The organism is Comamonas odontotermitis, assembly GCF_014207855.1.
In the GTDB taxonomy this organism is placed as follows: Bacteria; Pseudomonadota; Gammaproteobacteria; order Burkholderiales; family Burkholderiaceae_C; genus Comamonas; species Comamonas odontotermitis_A.
The window spans coordinates 39,227-55,144 of the sequence record NZ_JACHKZ010000002.1; the positions used below are offsets into that span (position 1 = coordinate 39,227).

17 protein-coding genes are annotated in these 15,918 nt (G+C 62.6%); 9 read left to right on the forward strand and 8 right to left on the reverse strand.

The annotated features are described in order from the left end of the window. Positions 1 to 33: 33 nt before the first annotated feature. A complete protein-coding gene (locus tag HNP33_RS02210; RefSeq protein WP_184704839.1) occupies positions 34 to 1,209 on the reverse strand; it encodes a hypothetical protein in 1,176 nt (391 codons plus the stop codon). Beyond that, the gene (locus HNP33_RS02215; RefSeq protein ID WP_184704841.1) at positions 1,206 to 2,552 is read right to left on the reverse strand and encodes a hypothetical protein; all 1,347 of its coding nucleotides are present in this window, start codon (positions 2,550 to 2,552) and stop codon (positions 1,206 to 1,208) included. The genes HNP33_RS02210 and HNP33_RS02215 overlap by 4 nt, the downstream gene beginning before the upstream one ends. A 204-nt stretch (positions 2,553 to 2,756) precedes the next feature. Between HNP33_RS02215 and HNP33_RS02220 the strand changes: the two genes are divergently transcribed. Next, on the forward strand, positions 2,757 to 3,215 hold the full coding sequence (locus tag HNP33_RS02220) for a PaaI family thioesterase (RefSeq protein WP_221451973.1): 459 nt from the start codon (positions 2,757 to 2,759) through the stop codon (positions 3,213 to 3,215). 165 nt (positions 3,216 to 3,380) lie between these two features. Further along, complete coding sequence (locus HNP33_RS02225; protein ID WP_184704843.1) at positions 3,381 to 3,932, forward strand: nitroreductase family protein; 552 nt, start codon at positions 3,381 to 3,383, stop codon at positions 3,930 to 3,932. A 61-nt stretch (positions 3,933 to 3,993) separates the two neighbouring features. Here the strand turns inward: HNP33_RS02225 and serA are convergent, their stop codons facing one another. After that, a complete protein-coding gene (gene serA, locus HNP33_RS02230; protein WP_184704844.1) occupies positions 3,994 to 5,223 on the reverse strand; it encodes a phosphoglycerate dehydrogenase in 1,230 nt (409 codons plus the stop codon). Positions 5,224 to 5,535: 312 nt separating this feature from the next. On the opposite strand from serA, the gene HNP33_RS02235 reads away from it, so the two are divergent. From HNP33_RS02235 to HNP33_RS02255, 5 genes are all read left to right on the forward strand, one after another. Then, positions 5,536 to 6,666 (forward strand): alkene reductase, encoded by a 1,131-nt coding sequence (locus tag HNP33_RS02235; RefSeq protein WP_184704846.1) that lies wholly within the window; start codon positions 5,536 to 5,538, stop codon positions 6,664 to 6,666. A 76-nt stretch (positions 6,667 to 6,742) separates the two neighbouring features. Then, the gene (locus HNP33_RS02240) at positions 6,743 to 7,336 is read left to right on the forward strand and encodes a hypothetical protein (RefSeq protein ID WP_184704848.1); all 594 of its coding nucleotides are present in this window, start codon (positions 6,743 to 6,745) and stop codon (positions 7,334 to 7,336) included. Between the two features lie 31 nt (positions 7,337 to 7,367). Then, positions 7,368 to 7,691, forward strand: a complete 324-nt coding sequence (locus HNP33_RS02245) for a hypothetical protein (RefSeq protein ID WP_184704850.1) — start codon at positions 7,368 to 7,370, stop codon at positions 7,689 to 7,691. Positions 7,692 to 7,761: 70 nt separating this feature from the next. After that, positions 7,762 to 7,992 carry a hypothetical protein gene (locus tag HNP33_RS02250; RefSeq protein ID WP_184704852.1) on the forward strand — a complete coding sequence of 77 codons (231 nt, stop codon included), beginning with the start codon at positions 7,762 to 7,764 and terminating at the stop codon, positions 7,990 to 7,992. 121 nt (positions 7,993 to 8,113) lie between these two features. After that, positions 8,114 to 8,656, forward strand: a complete 543-nt coding sequence (locus HNP33_RS02255) for a GNAT family N-acetyltransferase (protein WP_184704854.1) — start codon at positions 8,114 to 8,116, stop codon at positions 8,654 to 8,656. On the opposite strand, the gene HNP33_RS02260 is transcribed toward HNP33_RS02255, so the two are convergent. From HNP33_RS02260 to pyrE, 3 genes are read right to left on the reverse strand one after another with little or no spacing between them, the layout of a single operon-like run. Continuing rightward, positions 8,653 to 9,261, reverse strand: coding sequence for a DNA-3-methyladenine glycosylase I (locus tag HNP33_RS02260; protein WP_184704856.1), 609 nt, complete (start codon positions 9,259 to 9,261; stop codon positions 8,653 to 8,655). The genes HNP33_RS02255 and HNP33_RS02260 overlap by 4 nt on opposite strands. Before the next feature lie 19 nt (positions 9,262 to 9,280). Then, positions 9,281 to 9,925 (reverse strand): DUF4124 domain-containing protein, encoded by a 645-nt coding sequence (locus HNP33_RS02265; protein ID WP_184749434.1) that lies wholly within the window; start codon positions 9,923 to 9,925, stop codon positions 9,281 to 9,283. Between the two features lie 44 nt (positions 9,926 to 9,969). After that, complete coding sequence (pyrE, locus tag HNP33_RS02270; RefSeq protein WP_184704860.1) at positions 9,970 to 10,680, reverse strand: orotate phosphoribosyltransferase; 711 nt, start codon at positions 10,678 to 10,680, stop codon at positions 9,970 to 9,972. Between the two features lie 10 nt (positions 10,681 to 10,690). Between pyrE and HNP33_RS02275 the strand changes: the two genes are divergently transcribed. Both HNP33_RS02275 and HNP33_RS02280 read left to right on the forward strand, forming a co-directional pair. Further along, positions 10,691 to 11,494 (forward strand): exodeoxyribonuclease III, encoded by an 804-nt coding sequence (locus HNP33_RS02275; RefSeq protein WP_184705222.1) that lies wholly within the window; start codon positions 10,691 to 10,693, stop codon positions 11,492 to 11,494. A 123-nt stretch (positions 11,495 to 11,617) separates the two neighbouring features. Then, positions 11,618 to 12,451, forward strand: a complete 834-nt coding sequence (locus tag HNP33_RS02280; protein WP_184704862.1) for a DUF2789 family protein — start codon at positions 11,618 to 11,620, stop codon at positions 12,449 to 12,451. Between the two features lie 149 nt (positions 12,452 to 12,600). Here HNP33_RS02280 and pntB read toward each other — a convergent pair whose 3' ends face one another. Both pntB and HNP33_RS02290 read right to left on the reverse strand, forming a co-directional pair. Continuing rightward, entirely contained in the window at positions 12,601 to 14,013 is a 1,413-nt protein-coding gene (pntB, locus tag HNP33_RS02285) for a Re/Si-specific NAD(P)(+) transhydrogenase subunit beta (protein WP_184704864.1), read from the reverse strand. A 29-nt stretch (positions 14,014 to 14,042) separates the two neighbouring features. Beyond that, positions 14,043 to 15,638, reverse strand: coding sequence for a Re/Si-specific NAD(P)(+) transhydrogenase subunit alpha (locus tag HNP33_RS02290; RefSeq protein WP_184705224.1), 1,596 nt, complete (start codon positions 15,636 to 15,638; stop codon positions 14,043 to 14,045). Positions 15,639 to 15,918: the final 280 nt, after the last annotated feature.

The following is a 15,918-nucleotide window of genomic DNA, read 5'->3' on the forward strand; positions in this document are numbered from 1 at the left end:
CGTCAAATCACGGCAGACGGCGCCGTACGCCCGCTACTCGCGCTTTTGCGGTTGAAAGTCGAAGAGCGTCTTGCCTGCATTGTCGATCACCAGGGCCGGGAGATTCTGCGTGGTGACAAGGTAGAAGCCGCCCTTCCAGGGGTGCGCAGCCACGTAGTAGCCGCCTGCCAGCATCTGCGGCAGGGTGCTTGTGGCCTGGCTCCAGACCGGCTGCAGGCTGTGCACGTCTACCATCTGCAGCACCACTTCAGCGGGCGTGGTGGGGGTTTCCTCGTAGCGCATCAATATCCGGTCGGCATTGCGGGCCAGCACCTCGCCGCTGAACTGCACCGGCACGCTGGCCACCCACGCAATGTCGGTGATCCCCGCCTCCTGCAGGCTTTGGCGGGCCACCACATAGCCATCGCTCACGGCCTGGTAGCGCTTTGGCGCGGCGCGCACCACCGCATCGGAGGTGGAGTGCACCTCCAGCAGCGGCAACTGCTGGAACTCGTCCTCACTGAGCTTCTGCCGGTAGTGCACCAGGGTACTGGGCAAGCCATAGCGGGCCACATCGGTTCTGAAATCGGCATAGTCAATCCGCTCCACGGTCTGCGAATACCGGCCCCAGGGGCGTTGGAGCAGGCGCTGCTGCTGCCCGCCCCAGGGATAGATTTCGCCAGTGCGCCAGTACACGGCGTAGCGGTCGCCGGTGTTGCTGGTAATGTCGAGCAGATCGGGCTCGCGCTGGCTGCCAAATGCCAGCTTGGCCACGCCGGTCGCCAGCTGCCCGGAAAAACGCTGGATCAGTGCCGCGTTCATCGGTTCAAACAGGCTGCGCTCCCGGCTCCACTGCCACCAGTCGCGGCCGTTGAGCACCAGGGCCATCTGGCCATCGGCTTGCACACGCATCTGCGCGGACTTGGCGTAGGCATCACGTGGCAGGGTCACCCGCTGGGGCTCTCCGATCAATTGCCGCGCCTGCAGGTCGTTGTGCAGGATCTGGAACACGTCCTCGCGCTCGGTGCTGTGTTTCATCACCCGCAGCATGCGCAGGCTGCCGTCATCGGCCTGGTAGACCGCCGAGGCTTCGATGTTGCCCAGTGGCAAATCCTGTGGCTGGCCCGACTGCCGCAGCGCCTGCACCCATGCCAGCCCGTAGGGCAGCACAAAGAACAGCACAATGGCTGCAACCACCACCTGGTAGAGGGTTGGAACACGCCTGGTCATCGTGCGGGCCGGATGGGTGGACTGAAATCGTGCACGGTCTGGCCGTCATCTCCCATCAGCAACGCCGGCTGCTGCAGGTCATTGAAGAGCAGAAAACCGCCGTTGACCGCCTGGCCCTTCACATAGAGGCCGCCCTCACGGGTGCCGAGTTGCGGCAGCTGGTCGATGGTACGGCTCCACACCACCTGGTTGGTGGCCTTGTCCAGCAACTGGATGACCCGGCCCTCCTGGCGCACAGGCGTCGGCGTGTAGGTCAGCAGTACACGGGTAGCGCTTTCAGCCAGGATTTCGGCGTGAAAACGGGGAGTTGCGGGCTGCACCACCTCGATGCGTAGCAGGCCCCGATCCTCGACTGCATACGACTTTGTCGAAAACCCGCCGCCTATGGCGACGTGGTAGCGAGGCGAGTCACGCAACGCCTGGCTGTCGGTGGGCAGCAGGTCGAAGTAGTCGAAAAAAACCGGCTGGCCGGGCTCATAGCGCCACCAGGATTGCACCAGCAGCGCCCGGTCCTCCTCTCCGGTGGGGCGTGGCAGCCGCTCGTAGCGGTAGTGCGATATGCGCTCGCGGTAGGTAGCCTGGGCCTTTTGGTAAAGGCGGCTGCTCTCGGCGGCAGGCACGATCTGGTTCAGCAGCCAGTACACATAGTATTTGCTGCCGCTGCTGCTGGTCACCTCCAGGCTGTCGGGCCGGTCCCGACGCTGGATGGCAACGCCCACCACGCCCGCCCCCAGCTGCGGGGCAAAGCGCTCTCCCAGCTGGGGCAGCAGATCGACAAAACGCAGGGTGGCGGGGTCCAGCCGCCAAAAGCCGCGCTCCTGCAAAGAGAGATACAACTGCCCATCCGAGAAAAACCGCAGCTCGGCGCGGCCCGAGCCACTCGCCCAATGCATGGAAAAGCGCTGGGGCTCGGCCAGTGGCTTGCCGCTGACCATATCGCTGATCACGGCCCGGTAGACCGTCTGGTCCTGCTCGCGGTTTTCAAACAGCTGCACCAGCAGGCGCTGGCCGTTGCGCTCGACAATGGTGGCGCCCTCGCTGCGCCCCATGGCCTGGCGCAGCTCATAAGGCTTCATATCGCTTTTGAAAAACTGCTGCACATGCGGCACCAGCCATGGCAACACCATCAGCACCACGAGCAGTGGAAACAGCCACCGCATATGGCTTTGCAGCCGTGCCAGGCCAGGCACCGGGGTGTGCATGCGCACCTGCGGCAAGCCCTGGCCATGGTCGATGCTGAACTGCGCGCCGCACTGCAGGCAGGCAAAGGCATTGCGCGGCCCGGCGCTGCGGCAATGCGCTGCGCCGCAACGCGGGCAATAGGGAGATGACCAGGGTGACATAGCATGCATGCGGCAAACCAGAACTGGCGCACAGCTTAACGGCTATGCCTGGTGGCATGGGGCGCCACGGTTTTTTCAGGCGCAGCGCGCTACTCGGCAGGCAGCTAGCGCCTGTGCGTCAGCTGCGGGGCGCAGCCTGCAACGGCAGCCGCTACCATCGGCACACGTACCTATTCAAAGCCAAAGCGCCAGCTTCTCGCCACCATGCACGACCACACTGCCAGCCCTGACACCATTCCGCCCTACACCGCCAGCGAGCCTGCGGACACCATATTTGGCCTGCCCATGGCCATGGCAGAGTCCTTCCGGCTCCATGGCGAAGCCATTGGCAATGACCGCGCCCGCGTGCGCATGCCCTACCAGAAGCAATACACCAACAGCCGGGGCGACATGCACGGCGGCGCCATCGCCACCTTGCTGGATGTGGGGCTGTCGTGCGCGGCACGCGCCCACGACCCGCTGCGCTACGGCGTGGTCACGGTCGACCTGACCATCCACTTCATCGCGCCAGCGGCGGGTGATGTGATCTGCACCTCGGTCTGCGAAAAGCGCGGCAAGAGCCTGAGCTTTGTGCGCGGAGAGCTGCGAAGCGAGGCGGGCGAGCTGCTGGGCATGGCCAGCGGTACCTTCAAACTGGTAGAGCGCAAAATAACCGGCAGCTAAGAAACCTCTGCAAAACACTCGCCAGATGGGATGAAGGCGCATCGCCCAAGACCGCGTTCAGACCACGGCAGGGAGTGTGGCAGGTTCCCTAAGCGCGGAGCCAGCAAAAAGCTTGCAGATATGGCATGCTGGCGGCCTGTTTGCTTACCCAACAATCTATTGACCATGACCACCCGTCAATCCACCCACCCTGTTGCCGCCCAGTTTCTGGATCGCTCGTCGCCCCGCGCCTTTTCCGGCAAGAAGCTGACGGCCCAGGACATTGAAACCATCGTTGAAGGCGCGCGCTGGGCGCCCTCGGCCAGCAACAAGCAGCCCTGGCACTTTGCCTACTCGATCAATGGCGATGCCAATTGGCAGGCGTTTTCCACCATCCCCAACGAGTTCAACCGCCGCTGGTGCCTGAACGCAGGTGCGCTGCTGGTAGTGCTGTCCGACAAGCAATCGGCAACGCACAGCTTCGATACCGGCTGCGCCTGGGGTTACCTGGCGCTGCAGGCGCACGCCATGGGCCTGGCCACGCACGCCATGGCCGGCATCGAGCTGGATGCCGCCCGCCAGGTACTGCAGCTGGACGACAACTGGAAGGTGGAGTGCCTGGTGGCCATTGGCGAACGCGGCGACAAATCCAGCCTGCCTGCCGATCTGGCCGAACGCGAAGTGCCTTCGCCCCGCAAGCCGCTGTCTGAGATTCTGAGCGCCGGCCCCCTGGCCTGATCGCCTGGCAGGCTGCAGCGCAAAAAAGGCTCCTTGCGGAGCCTTTTTGTCGGAGCGCAGCTCAGAACAGCACGCGGCAGCGGATGGTACCCGCAATCTGCGAGAGCTTTTCCAGCGCCAGCTTCGACGATTGCGCGTCGATGTCAATCACCACGTAACCCACCTTCTCGTCGGTGCGCAGGTACTGGCCCGCAATGTTGATGCCGTTGTCGGCAAACACCTGGTTGATGGCCGACAGAATGCCGGGACGGTTTTCGTGCACGTGCAGGATGCGGTTGTTGCCAGGGTGCTCCGGCAGCGCCACCTCGGGAAAGTTGACAGCCGACGTCGTGGTGCCGTTGTCGCTGTACTTGACGAGCTTTTCCGCCACCTCCAGGCCGATGTTGGCCTGCGCCTCCATCGTGGATCCGCCAATGTGCGGCGTGAGGATGACGTTGTCCATGCCGCGCAGCGGCGACTGGAACTCATCCTTGTTGCTCTTGGGCTCGGTGGGGAACACATCGATCGCTGCGCCCAGCAGCTGGCCCGCCTCCAGCGCCCCGGCCAGCGCCTCGATATCGACCACCGTGCCGCGCGAGGCGTTGATGAGGATGCTGCCCTGCTTCATCGCCGCGATCTGAGCCACGCCCATCATGCCGTGGGTGGACGGAAGCTCGGGCACATGCAGGGTCACGATATCGGCCTGGCCCAGCAGCTCGTTCAGGTTGGCGGCCTGCTGGGCATTGCCCAGCGGCAGCTTGGTGACCACGTCATGGAAGACCACCTTCATGCCCAAGCCCTCGGCCAGCACCGACAGCTGCGTTCCGATGGAGCCATAGCCCACAATGCCCAGCGTCTTGCCCCGGATCTCGAAAGAGTTGTCGGCGCTCTTCTTCCAACCGCCACGGTGGGCGACGGCATTCTTTTCTGGAATGCCGCGCAGCAGCAGGATGGCCTCGGCCAGCACCAGCTCGGCCACGGAGCGCGTGTTGGAGAACGGCGCGTTGAACACCACCACACCGCGCTCGCGGGCGGCGCTCAGATCCACCTGGTTGGTGCCGATGCAAAAGCACCCCACGGCCACCAGCTTTTGCGCAGCGGCAAACACATCGGCGGTGAGCTGCGTGCGCGAGCGAATGCCAACAAAATGCACATCGGCGATCTTGCGCTTGAGCTCATCGCCATCCAGCGCCCCCGTCAGCGCTTCGACATTGGTGTAGCCCGCAGATTGCAGCACCTTGAGTGCCGAGGGATGAATGCCTTCGAGCAGCAAAAACTTGATCTTCGATTTGTCCAGCGATGTCTTGGTCATGAATGCGCGCTTCCTGTTTCACAAATAGCCTTTTGATGATGGCGCAGAAGCTTTGCCATTACGGCTTATCAGGTTGAGATGATGCAACAGGGGCTCAGGCATGGGGCCCGCCAGGGTGACTGTCATGTAAAGCCAGGTTGCCAAATGCTCATCTGGGGCCTACATCCATTGCACCGATAGCTATCAATTGATGAGTAAAGGCGTTAAACCTTGCGCTGCACAGGCCAATCCTGCATGGTAAAAAAATGCCATTCGCCAACCGGAGAACGTGCCAACGTTCACAACGTTCTCTACGCAGCTAAGGAGTTCTGCATGACCCAATCCCACGCCCACAGCCTGTTTGACGCCATCCAGGTCGGAGATATGCAACTGGCCAACCGCATTGCCATGGCCCCGCTCACCCGCAACCGTTCCCCCAACGCCGTGCCCCGGCCCATGACGGCCACCTACTACGCCCAGCGCGCCACGGCAGGCCTGCTCATCACCGAGGCAACGGCCATCAGCCACCAGGGCCAGGGCTACTCTGATGTGCCAGGGCTCTATGCGGAGGACCAGATCGAAGGCTGGGCCAAGGTGACGGATGCCGTGCATGCGGCCGGAGGCAAGATCGTCTGCCAGCTGTGGCATGTGGGGCGCGTGTCGCACGACAGCCTGCAGCCGGGCAACCAGCCGCCTGTGGCGCCTTCGGCCATCGTGGCCAAGACCAAAACCTACCTGATCGACCATGCCACAGGCCAAGGTCAGTTCGTACCCACTTCCGTACCACGCGCACTGGACGCAGGAGAGCTGCCCAGCATCGTTCACAGCTATGCCGCCGCCGCACGCAACGCGGTGCAATCGGCAGGCTTTGATGGCGTGGAAATCCATGCCGCCAATGGCTATCTGCTCGACCAGTTTTTGAAGACCGGCGCCAATGCACGCACCGACGACTACGGCGGCTCCATCGAAAACCGCTGCCGCTTGACGCTGGAGGTGGTGCGCGCCGTGGTCGATGCCGTCGGCAGAGGCAAGGTCGGCATCCGTCTGTCGCCCGTCACCCCTGCCAACGGTATTGAAGACAGCGATCCGCAGTCGCTGTTCGAATACCTGGTACGCCAGCTCGCGCCGCTGGGCTTGGCGTATATCCATGTGATCGAAGGCGCTACCGGCGGCCCCCGCGAAGTGGAAGGCCGGCCATTTGACTATGTCGATTTCAAGGCGGCCTACCGCCAGGCTGGCGGCAAGGCCACCTGGATGGTGAACAATAGTTACACCCGCGCCATGGCCGAAGAGGCCGTGGCCAGCCAGGAAGCAGACATGGTGGCCTTTGGCAAGGCGTTCATCGCCAACCCAGACCTGGTAGAGCGGCTGCGCAAGCAGGCCGCGCTCAACGAAGGTGACGCCAGCACCTACTACGGCGGCGGCGAAAAGGGCTACACCGACTACCCAACCCTGGCGGGCTGACCCGTCATCGGTGATTGCCTGTGTTGGCTGAAATGACTGACACAGGGGCGCGGCCGGATTTGCTAGAGTGCGGGCCATGCAATACCAACCTCTGCTCCGATCGACCCTGTGTCTGCTCCTGATTCCGGCACTGGCAGGCTGCTCCAGCCTGTGGCCCTTTGGCGGCAAAAAGAAGGAAGAAGCTGCGCCCGCGCCGCAAAGCAGCAGCCCCAGCGGTTCATCGACCGCAGGCAAGCCCGCGCCCCAGGCGCCTGTGCCCGGCAGCGGCAGCATCAGCCCTGCGAACCTGCATGGCGTGTGGGAGTGCAATTTCCAGGTCAAGATGGGCCAGGACAGCGCCCATTTCACCTACACCGACCAGTTCAATCCCGATGGCACGCTCAAGGCGCAGGCCTATCTGGTCTACGACATGCCCAGCACGCAGCAGAAATACAGCTTTGTCGTGCAAGGCGAAGGCAGCTGGCGCATGGAAGGCAACACCATTACCCTGATCGTGCCCAAGGTCGTCAAACAGGACCGCTCCGAGATCAAGCACCCCGAACTGGTCAACGACAAGGATCTGGTGCCGGAAGACCTGAGCGATACCTGGACCGTTCAGGCCCACCAGGGCAAGAACATGCGCGTGGTCGTAGGCAGCCTGGCGGACGAAATGCTGTGCCAGAAGGAATAGGCGCCGTTGCCAGCGGTCTACCGAGGTATTGATGAACGCCCTCTCTCTGTTCTTTTTGCCAGTGGCCCTGTGGTGGCCCGTGGCCGTGGCCCTGGCAACAGCGCTGGTGCTGGCCGCCGTGCTGTGGGCCAGAAAGCGGCTTGCACCGCCCCCCGCCCTGATTTTTTATGCCTTCGCTCTGCTGTGGTGGCTGTTTGGCTTTTTTCTGGCCCTGTGGCCATTGCAGGGCCTTGATGCGTTTGCGCAGTGGGCACGCGCCAGCAGCTATGTGACGGTGCCGCTGTGGATCGGCGGCATTGCCTGGGCGGCGGCACTGCTTGCAGTGCGCTTGCTGCGGGCGGCCCGTCCATCTTGACTTGGTGATTTATGCCCATTGACAGCCCTGCTATTTGCGCCACACTGGGCACATGCATAGGAGGCTTGCCATGACCGACATCCACAGCATCAACCTCGACAAGCTGCGCAATATTGTGCAGAAATTTGCGCACAGCGATTTCACCGCAGCGCAGATTGCCGCTGATTACTGGGACGGTGCCACCGACCAGATTGCTGCAAGCCGCGACCAATTTGAAGCACTGCTGCAGCGCAATGCGGCGCTGCTGGGTATCCAGGAAGTCGGTGCGACCCAGCCCATGCGCTGGCACACCCTGCAATAACCATTGCGACGTCGTCCCAAAGAGCTATCAGCGCTCCACAGGCCAGCACTGATAGCATTTTTATCAATATCCCCCAGACTCTTCTAAGTGCGCAGCCCTGCAACGGTGCTAGGCTGTTTGCATGCAAACTGCTCCCGCCTCTCTCTTGTTCCGAGATTTCCGCCAGTCCGACCTGCCCATGCTGGCGCAGGCGATGGGCGATACCCGCGTCACCCGGTTCTACGGGCTGGAGACCCACCACACTGATGCCAATGCCATTGCATGCGAGCAGCTCGGCTGGTATCACCAGTTGCTGGGCGACGGAGAAGGCTGGTGGCAAGCCATCTGCGTAGGTGCCAATGGCACAGATGCCATCGGCGGCCTGGGCGTATATGACCGCGACGACGATGGTGACAGTGCAGAGCTGGGGTATTGGCTGCTGCCCGGCCATTGGGGCCGGGGCATCATGAAGACTGCCCTGCGCCAATGGCTACCAGGCGCCTTTCGCCGCCTGGCCTTGCACAGCGTGGTGGCCTATGTGGAGCCAGGCAACGCGGCCTCCAGCCGCCTGTTGAGCCAGACCGGGTTCACGCTGGAAGGCCTGCTGCGCGATTGCACCAAGCGCGAGGGGCGCTATGTGTCGCTGCAACGCTATTCGCTGCTGGCAGGAGAGCTGGAAGCCTAAGCCTTGGCCTGCAGCGCGTGGCAGCCATGCAGATGGTCGTTGACCATGCCCATGGCCTGCATGAAGGCATACATGGTGGTAGGCCCCACAAACTTCCAGCCGCGCTTCTTCAAGTCCTTGGACAGCGCATGCGCCTGCGGGGGCACGCCCATCTCGCGCACGGACTCCAGCGTCACGCGTTTGGGCCTGCTGCTGGCAGCGGGTGCAAACCGCCATAGATAGGCATCAAAGCTGCCGAATTCGCGCTTGAGCTCCAGCAGGCGCTGGGCATTGTTGATCACCGCCTCGATCTTGCCACGGTGGCGGACGATGCCTGGATCGGCCAACAGGCGCAGAATGTCCGGCTCGCCAAACCCGGCAATCTGCTCGGCATCAAAATGGGCAAAGCCGGCGCGGAAGCCTTCCCGCTTGTTCAGGATGGTGAGCCAGCTCAGGCCCGCCTGAAAGCCTTCCAGGCAGATTTTCTCGAACAGCCGCCGGTCGTCATGCACTGCAAAGCCCCATTCGTGGTCATGGTAGTGCTGGTAGTGCGGGGTGGCCATGCACCAGGCGCAGCGCACAATGCCGTCCTCCGCCTGGGCCAGGCCAGGGGCCAGTTCTTTCATGGAAGTCTCCGCCTTCTACTTACTTGCTGGTGGGCGCGGGCGCCCAATACTGCTTGAGCGTTTGCGCTTCTTCATCAAAACGCTGGTTGGTGCGCTTGACTTCTTCGTTGATCGAGACGACCTGCTCGTCCACCTCTTTGAGGTCTTCGCGGTTGTACTTCAGGCGTGATTGCAACGATTGGGGCGCCTTGCTGGGGTCCTTTTTGTAGAACTCCATTTCCGCATCGATTTTCTTGCGGTCTTCCAGCAGGGAAACCTTGCGCTCCTGCACGATCTTGATTTGCGTCATCAGGGGCTCGATGGCCTCTGCGCGTTCCGCATCGTGCGCGGCTTTGTTCGGAAAGCGCACAGCCAGCGCACGCTCGCGGCGCTTGCCATCACTGGCGCGGTAGCGCTCTTCGGCCTCCTTGCGGCTTTGTGCGGCTTGCTCTGCCTTTTCGCGTTCGGAATAGGTGGGGCCGATGATACGCACGGCGCCGCCAGGCATGGTGACGCGCTGCTCGCGGTCCGCGCAGGCGGCGATGGGGCGGTCCGCCGTCAAGTTGCGCCCAGTCGCATCAACACAGCTATATACCGCAGCAGAGCCAGATTTTTGCGCATAGCAAAGGCTGGTGAAGACAGTCATCACCGAAGCGATAGCTACGACACAGACCTCCTTACGCATCCAATTACCTCTTCAAAACGAAACGAGCTATGGCATTCTAAACATCAATCGTGCACGCCATACTGCCGTCTGTAAGACAGCACACGACTGTGGTGTTCACGCATCTTTTCAGCGGCCTCGCCTTGGGCGAGGAAGGCCAGCAGGTCTTCGAGCTTGGCAATGGTCGCCACCTTCAGGCCGAGGTGATCGCGCACATACTGCACGGCACTGTGGGGCACGTCCTGGCCGTTCTCGGTGGCCTTTTCCTGCCGGTCGAGCGCAATGGCCATGGCGTGTGGCGTGGCCCCGGCGCTCTGGATCAGCGCAATGGATTCACGGGCGGCCGTGCCAGCGCTCATCACATCGTCAATGATCAAGACCTTGCCTTTGAGCGGGGCACCCACCAGCGAGCCGCCTTCGCCATGGTCCTTGGCTTCCTTGCGGTTGTAGGCAAAGGGCACGTTCCTGCCCTGGCGTGCCAGCTCCACCGCCACCGTGGCGGCCAGCGGAATGCCCTTGTAGGCCGGGCCGAACACCATGTCGAACTCGATGCCGCTCGCGAGGATCGCTTTTGCATAGAATTCGGACAGTTGCGCCATCTTGGCGCCGTCGTCAAACAGCCCGGCGTTGAAGAAATACGGGCTCATACGGCCAGCCTTGGTTTTGAATTCCCCAAACCGCAGCACACCCGCATCGACGGCGAAACGTACAAAATCCTGCGCCAAATCCTGCACCAACTGTGCCGATTCACCCGACTGTGGGAGACTCTCTGCCATGACCCAATCCTTGTTCAAATTAACCAGCCTCAACCTCAACGGCATCCGCTCTGCCGCCACCAAGGGTGTGATTCCCTGGATCGAAGCGACCCGGCCCGATTGTATTTGCGTGCAGGAAGTCAAGGCACAGCAAGCGGATATGCTGGACAAGTTCGAGATCATCGACGAGATGCGCGGGCATTTCCAGTTTGCGCAGAAGAAGGGCTACTCCGGCGTCGGCGTCTACACCCGGCACGAGCCCAGCGATGTGGTAATCGGCTTCTCTCCCAGTGAATTCGATGCCGAAGGTCGCTATGTGGAACTGCGTTTTGACACGCCTGGGCGCAAGTTTTCCGTCATCAGCTGCTATTTTCCGAGCGGCAGCTCGGGCGAAGAGCGCCAGGCTGCCAAATACCGCTTTCTGGCCGAGCTGCATCCCCACTTGATGCGCCTCAAGGCAGAGCGCGACTTCATCCTGTGCGGAGATGTGAACATTGCCCACACCAATGCCGACATCAAAAACTGGCGCAGCAACCAGAAGAACAGCGGTTTTCTGCCCGAAGAGCGCGCCTGGATGACGAAGATCCTGGAAAAAGAAACCGAGACCGGCGGCCTGGTGGACGTCTACCGTGTGCTGCAGCCCGATACCACGGAGGCCTGCTACACCTGGTGGAGCAACCGTGGCCAGGCCTATGCCAACAATGTGGGATGGCGCCTGGACTACCACCTGGCCACACCTGCCATCGCAGCCCTGGCGCGCCGGGAACATATCTACAAGGACCAGAAGTTCTCCGACCACGCGCCCATCACCATCGATTACGAGTTCAAGCTGTAATCCGGCAGGTGGCAGGCCCCGCCAGAATGCAGCGGCCTGCCCCGGCCAACTTGCGCTGTGGCGCGCGCTATCGCGCGCAAGCGTGCTACCGCCTTCTTCTGTCAGCCATCAGGAGCGATCTTCATGTCCGATAACTTCTTCCGTTTTCACGATCTGTTTGCGCAGTTGGGCCTTCCCAATTCGCCCGAGGCCATTGCCGCCTTCCTGAACCAGCACCGTCCCCTGCCCAATGACACGCTGCTGGCCGACGCTCCCTTCTGGGACGAAGCGCAGGCGCAGTTCATCCGCGAGAAAAAGCTGCAGGACGCGCCCGAATGGACGCAATTGATCGACCAGCTGAGCGAGGCGCTGCGCGAAACGCCCGATATCCGCAACGCAGGCAGCACCTGCCGGGTGCTGGCGCTGTCAGGCAGCCTGCGCCATGCATCCTTCAACACGGCGCTTGCCCGGGCAGCGCAATCCCTGGCGCCCCAGGGCATGGATATCGAAGTGGCAACCCTGCACGGCATACCGCTGTACGACGGCGACACGGAAGCAGGCGAAGGCATTCCTGCCGCCGTGCAGCAATTGAAGGCACAGATCCTGAACGCCGATGCCCTGCTGATGGTCACCCCCGAATACAACAACGGCGTGCCGGGTGTCTTCAAGAATGGCATCGACTGGCTCTCGCGCGCCGACATGAAGGCCATTTTTGCCAAACGGCCCACAGGGATTATCGGCGCCTCCATGAGCGGCTTTGGCACCGTATCTTCCCAGGCCGCCTGGCTGCCCACGCTCAAGCTGCTGGGCGTTACGCTGTACAGCGGCGGCTCGGTGCTGGTGTCGCGCGCGCAGAATGCTTTCAACGCTGAAGGAGCGTTGACCGATGAAGCGACCCGTAAAAACCTGGGCGCCTACCTGAGTGGATTTCACGAATTCGTGCGGCTGTCCAAGGCAGCGAAATCAAGCGCGCAATAAAGCACGCACGGGCTGAGTGCTACAGCCCCTCTGGGACAAAGCTGTCGAAAAAGGAAAGCGGCTGGCGTCTTGCACCAGCCCGATTCAGACTGCTTTTGCCTGAATCGGGCAACCAATAAGCGCCATGCGCTCCTTTTTCTGGCGCATTCTCAGGCCCGCAGTGCTGCCAGCACCTCATCGAGCATCTTCTTGGCATCGCCAAACAGCATGCGGTTGTTCTCCTTGTAGAACAACGGGTTGTCTACACCGGCGTAGCCCGATGCCATGGAGCGCTTCATCACAATGGAATGCCGAGCCTTCCACACCTCCAGCACCGGCATGCCGGCGATGGGGCTGGCCGGGTCGTCCTGGGCGGCAGGGTTCACGATGTCGTTGGCACCGATCACCATTGCCACGTCGGTGTCCGGAAAGTCTTCGTTGATCTCGTCCATCTCCAGCACGATGTCGTAAGGCACCTTGGCCTCGGCCAGCAACACGTTCATGTGGCCCGGCATGCGGCCCGCCACGGGGTGAATGGCAAAGCGTACATTGACACCACGCTCGCGCAGCGTCTTGACGATCTCGTTGACCGTATGCTGCGCCTGTGCCACCGCCATGCCGTAGCCCGGCACGATGACCACGCTCTTGGCCTCGCGCAGCAGCTCGGCGGTCTCCACTGCGGTTACCGGCACCACTTCGCCCTGCGGCTCGGCCGCATCGCCCTTCTTGGCAGGCGTGCCCGCGCCAGAGCCAAAGCCGCCCGCGATGACGCTGATGAAGTTGCGGTTCATCGCCTGGCACATGATGTAGCTCAAGATAGCGCCGGACGAGCCCACCAGCGCACCGGTGACGATCAGCAGGTCGTTGCTGAGCATGAAGCCAGTGGCCGCCGCTGCCCAGCCCGAGTAGCTGTTGAGCATGGACACCACCACCGGCATGTCGGCGCCGCCAATGGCCATCACCATGTGCACGCCAAACAGCAGCGCAATGACCGTCATCACCACCAGCGGCAGCATGCCCGCCTGCACGTCGTGGGCGCCCAGGAACTGCTTGCCCAGCCAGATCACCACCAGGAGCGCGACCAGATTGAGCCAGTGGCGCCCGGGCAGCAGGAGCGGCTTGCCGCCGATACGGCCGTTAAGCTTGCCAAAGGCGATGAGAGAGCCCGAGAAGGTGACCGCACCGATCAGAATGCCAACGTAGATTTCCACCTCGTGGATCGCCTTTTCTGCACCTGTGAACTGAACCGACGTATCGACATAGCTGGCGTAACCCACCAGACAGGCCGCCAGCCCCACCAGGCTGTGCATGAGCGCCACCAGCTCGGGCATCTGGGTCATCTTCACGACTCTTGCGGCATACAGGCCGATACCCCCGCCGATGACCAGCGCGATCACGATCCAGGCGATGCCCGAGGGGCTGACCCGCGGGCCGAAGACCGTGGCCAGCACCGCCAGCGCCATGCCGATCATGCCAAACAGGTTGCCGCGGCGCGAGGTTTCCGGGTTGGACAGACCACCCAGGCTGAGGACAAAGAGAATGGCAGCACCGAGATAGGCCACCGTAGCCATGCTTTGGGACATGTTCGTCTTCTTTCTTGTTGTTGTCGTTGTTATTTGCGGAACATGGCGAGCATGCGGCGGGTCACGGCAAAGCCGCCAAACATATTGACTGCCGTCAACACGAGTGCAGCAAAGGCCAGCCACATGATCAGCCCGTCAGGCCGTCCGTTCGCGCCAGCCCCGGGTGGAGCGATCTGCACCAGCGCCCCGATGGCGATGATGCTGGAGATGGCGTTGGTCACGCTCATCAGCGGCGTGTGCAGCGCGGGCGTTACATTCCACACCACCATGTAGCCGATGAAGCAGGCCAGCACGAACACCGTAAAGTGCCCCAGGAAGGCCGCTGGCGCATAGGCGCCGATCAGCCAGAACAGCACGGCCGCCACGGCAAAGACGATAGCCAGCGCCTTGGCAGACATCGGCGCGCCAGCGCCATGGCCGTGGCTGCTCTTTTTCTCGGCCACGAGCGCTGCCGCCTTGGGTGCGGGGGCCGGTGCCTGCGGGAGCGGTGGCGCGGGCCAGGTGACAGTGCCGTCCTTGATAACGGTCAAGCCCCGGATTGCGTCGTCCTGCATATTGACCAGCGCCACACCATCCTTGGCCTTGCACAGCTCTTCGGTCAGGCGCAGCAGGTTGGTGGCGTACAGGGTGGACGACTGCTTGGCCAGCCGCGAGGCAAGATCGGTATAGCCAATGATGGTGACGCCATGGCGCACCACGGCCTGGCCGGGTACCGTCAGCTCGCAGTTGCCGCCCTGCTCGGCCGCCATGTCCACGATCACGCTGCCAGGCTTCATGCTCTGCACCATCTCGGCCGTGATGAGCTTGGGCGCGGGCTTGCCCGGGATCAAGGCGGTGGTGATGATGATGTCGGCCTCTTTGGCCTGCTCGGCATACATCTTGCGCTGCGCGGCCTGGAAGCCCTCGCTCATCACCTTGGCGTAGCCGCCGCCGCCCGAGCCTTCTTCCTCGTAATCCACCGCCACAAACTCACCGCCCAGTGACTTGACTTGATCGGCCACCTCGGCGCGCGTGTCGTTGGCGCGCACGACGGCCCCCAGGTTGGCTGCCGTGCCGATGGCCGCGAGGCCCGCCACACCGGCGCCTGCGATGAAGACCTTGGCCGGTGGCACCTTGCCTGCCGCCGTGATCTGGCCATTGAAGTAGCGGCCAAAGGCATTGGCGGCCTCCACCACAGCCCTGTAGCCCGAAACCCCGGCCATCGACGTCAGCGCGTCCATCTTCTGCGCACGCGAGAGGGTACGCGGCAGACAGTCGATGGCCAGCACCGTCGTCTTTCTGGCGGCGAGCTGCTCCATCAGCCCGGGGTTCTGCGCGGGCCAGATGAAGTCGATCAGTATCTGGCCTTCGCGCATCTGCGCCACTTCTTCGCGGCTGGGTGGGCGCACCTTGAAAATGATGTCGGCGGCGGCCCAGACAGAGGCCGCATCGGGCAGCACCTCTGCCCCTGCTGCGCGGTAGGCATCGTCACTGCAGTTGGCCGCTTCGCCAGCACCGGCTTCGATGCAGACGCCAAAGCCCAGCTTGATGAGCTTTTCCACCACCTCCGGCACGGTGGCCACGCGCTTTTCCAGCGGGAAGGTTTCCTTCAAGACGCCAATGCGTTGGGCGCCATGGGGTTGCATTCCACTCGGCGGGGTGCTTCCGCCTGCGGAGTTCGGGCTCTCGTTGCTGGACACGGATCATCTCCTCTCATGCAGTATTCATGGCGCGCAAGCGCGTCTTCCTTGGGTTGTAGCATGATCGTCCTGTTTGGGCTATGCGCGTCTGTGCCTATGCCTTATTCCAGCGCAAGACGGCAGCAAGAAGCTGCCCCAGATACCCCAAAGCCGCAACAGCCCCCTGGCATGCAGGCCACTTTTGCAGGCTCTCCCTCTGATCACATGACGCGCAGATTACATTTGG

What these genes read in the sequence shown, in the direction of transcription:
- HNP33_RS02210 (WP_184704839.1), bottom strand. Translation starts at nt 1,209, where the DNA reads ATGACCAGGCGTGTTCCAACCCTCTACCAGGTGGTGGTTGCAGCCATT.
- HNP33_RS02215 (WP_184704841.1), bottom strand. Translation starts at nt 2,552, where the DNA reads ATGTCACCCTGGTCATCTCCCTATTGCCCGCGTTGCGGCGCAGCGCAT.
- HNP33_RS02220 (WP_221451973.1), top strand. Translation starts at nt 2,757, where the DNA reads ATGCACGACCACACTGCCAGCCCTGACACCATTCCGCCCTACACCGCC.
- HNP33_RS02225 (WP_184704843.1), top strand. Translation starts at nt 3,381, where the DNA reads ATGACCACCCGTCAATCCACCCACCCTGTTGCCGCCCAGTTTCTGGAT.
- serA (WP_184704844.1), bottom strand. Translation starts at nt 5,223, where the DNA reads ATGACCAAGACATCGCTGGACAAATCGAAGATCAAGTTTTTGCTGCTC.
- HNP33_RS02235 (WP_184704846.1), top strand. Translation starts at nt 5,536, where the DNA reads ATGACCCAATCCCACGCCCACAGCCTGTTTGACGCCATCCAGGTCGGA.
- HNP33_RS02240 (WP_184704848.1), top strand. Translation starts at nt 6,743, where the DNA reads ATGCAATACCAACCTCTGCTCCGATCGACCCTGTGTCTGCTCCTGATT.
- HNP33_RS02245 (WP_184704850.1), top strand. Translation starts at nt 7,368, where the DNA reads ATGAACGCCCTCTCTCTGTTCTTTTTGCCAGTGGCCCTGTGGTGGCCC.
- HNP33_RS02250 (WP_184704852.1), top strand. Translation starts at nt 7,762, where the DNA reads ATGACCGACATCCACAGCATCAACCTCGACAAGCTGCGCAATATTGTG.
- HNP33_RS02255 (WP_184704854.1), top strand. Translation starts at nt 8,114, where the DNA reads ATGCAAACTGCTCCCGCCTCTCTCTTGTTCCGAGATTTCCGCCAGTCC.
- HNP33_RS02260 (WP_184704856.1), bottom strand. Translation starts at nt 9,261, where the DNA reads ATGAAAGAACTGGCCCCTGGCCTGGCCCAGGCGGAGGACGGCATTGTG.
- HNP33_RS02265 (WP_184749434.1), bottom strand. Translation starts at nt 9,925, where the DNA reads ATGCGTAAGGAGGTCTGTGTCGTAGCTATCGCTTCGGTGATGACTGTC.
- pyrE (WP_184704860.1), bottom strand. Translation starts at nt 10,680, where the DNA reads ATGGCAGAGAGTCTCCCACAGTCGGGTGAATCGGCACAGTTGGTGCAG.
- HNP33_RS02280 (WP_184704862.1), top strand. Translation starts at nt 11,618, where the DNA reads ATGTCCGATAACTTCTTCCGTTTTCACGATCTGTTTGCGCAGTTGGGC.
- pntB (WP_184704864.1), bottom strand. Translation starts at nt 14,013, where the DNA reads ATGTCCCAAAGCATGGCTACGGTGGCCTATCTCGGTGCTGCCATTCTC.
- HNP33_RS02290 (WP_184705224.1), bottom strand. Translation starts at nt 15,638, where the DNA reads ATGCAACCCCATGGCGCCCAACGCATTGGCGTCTTGAAGGAAACCTTC.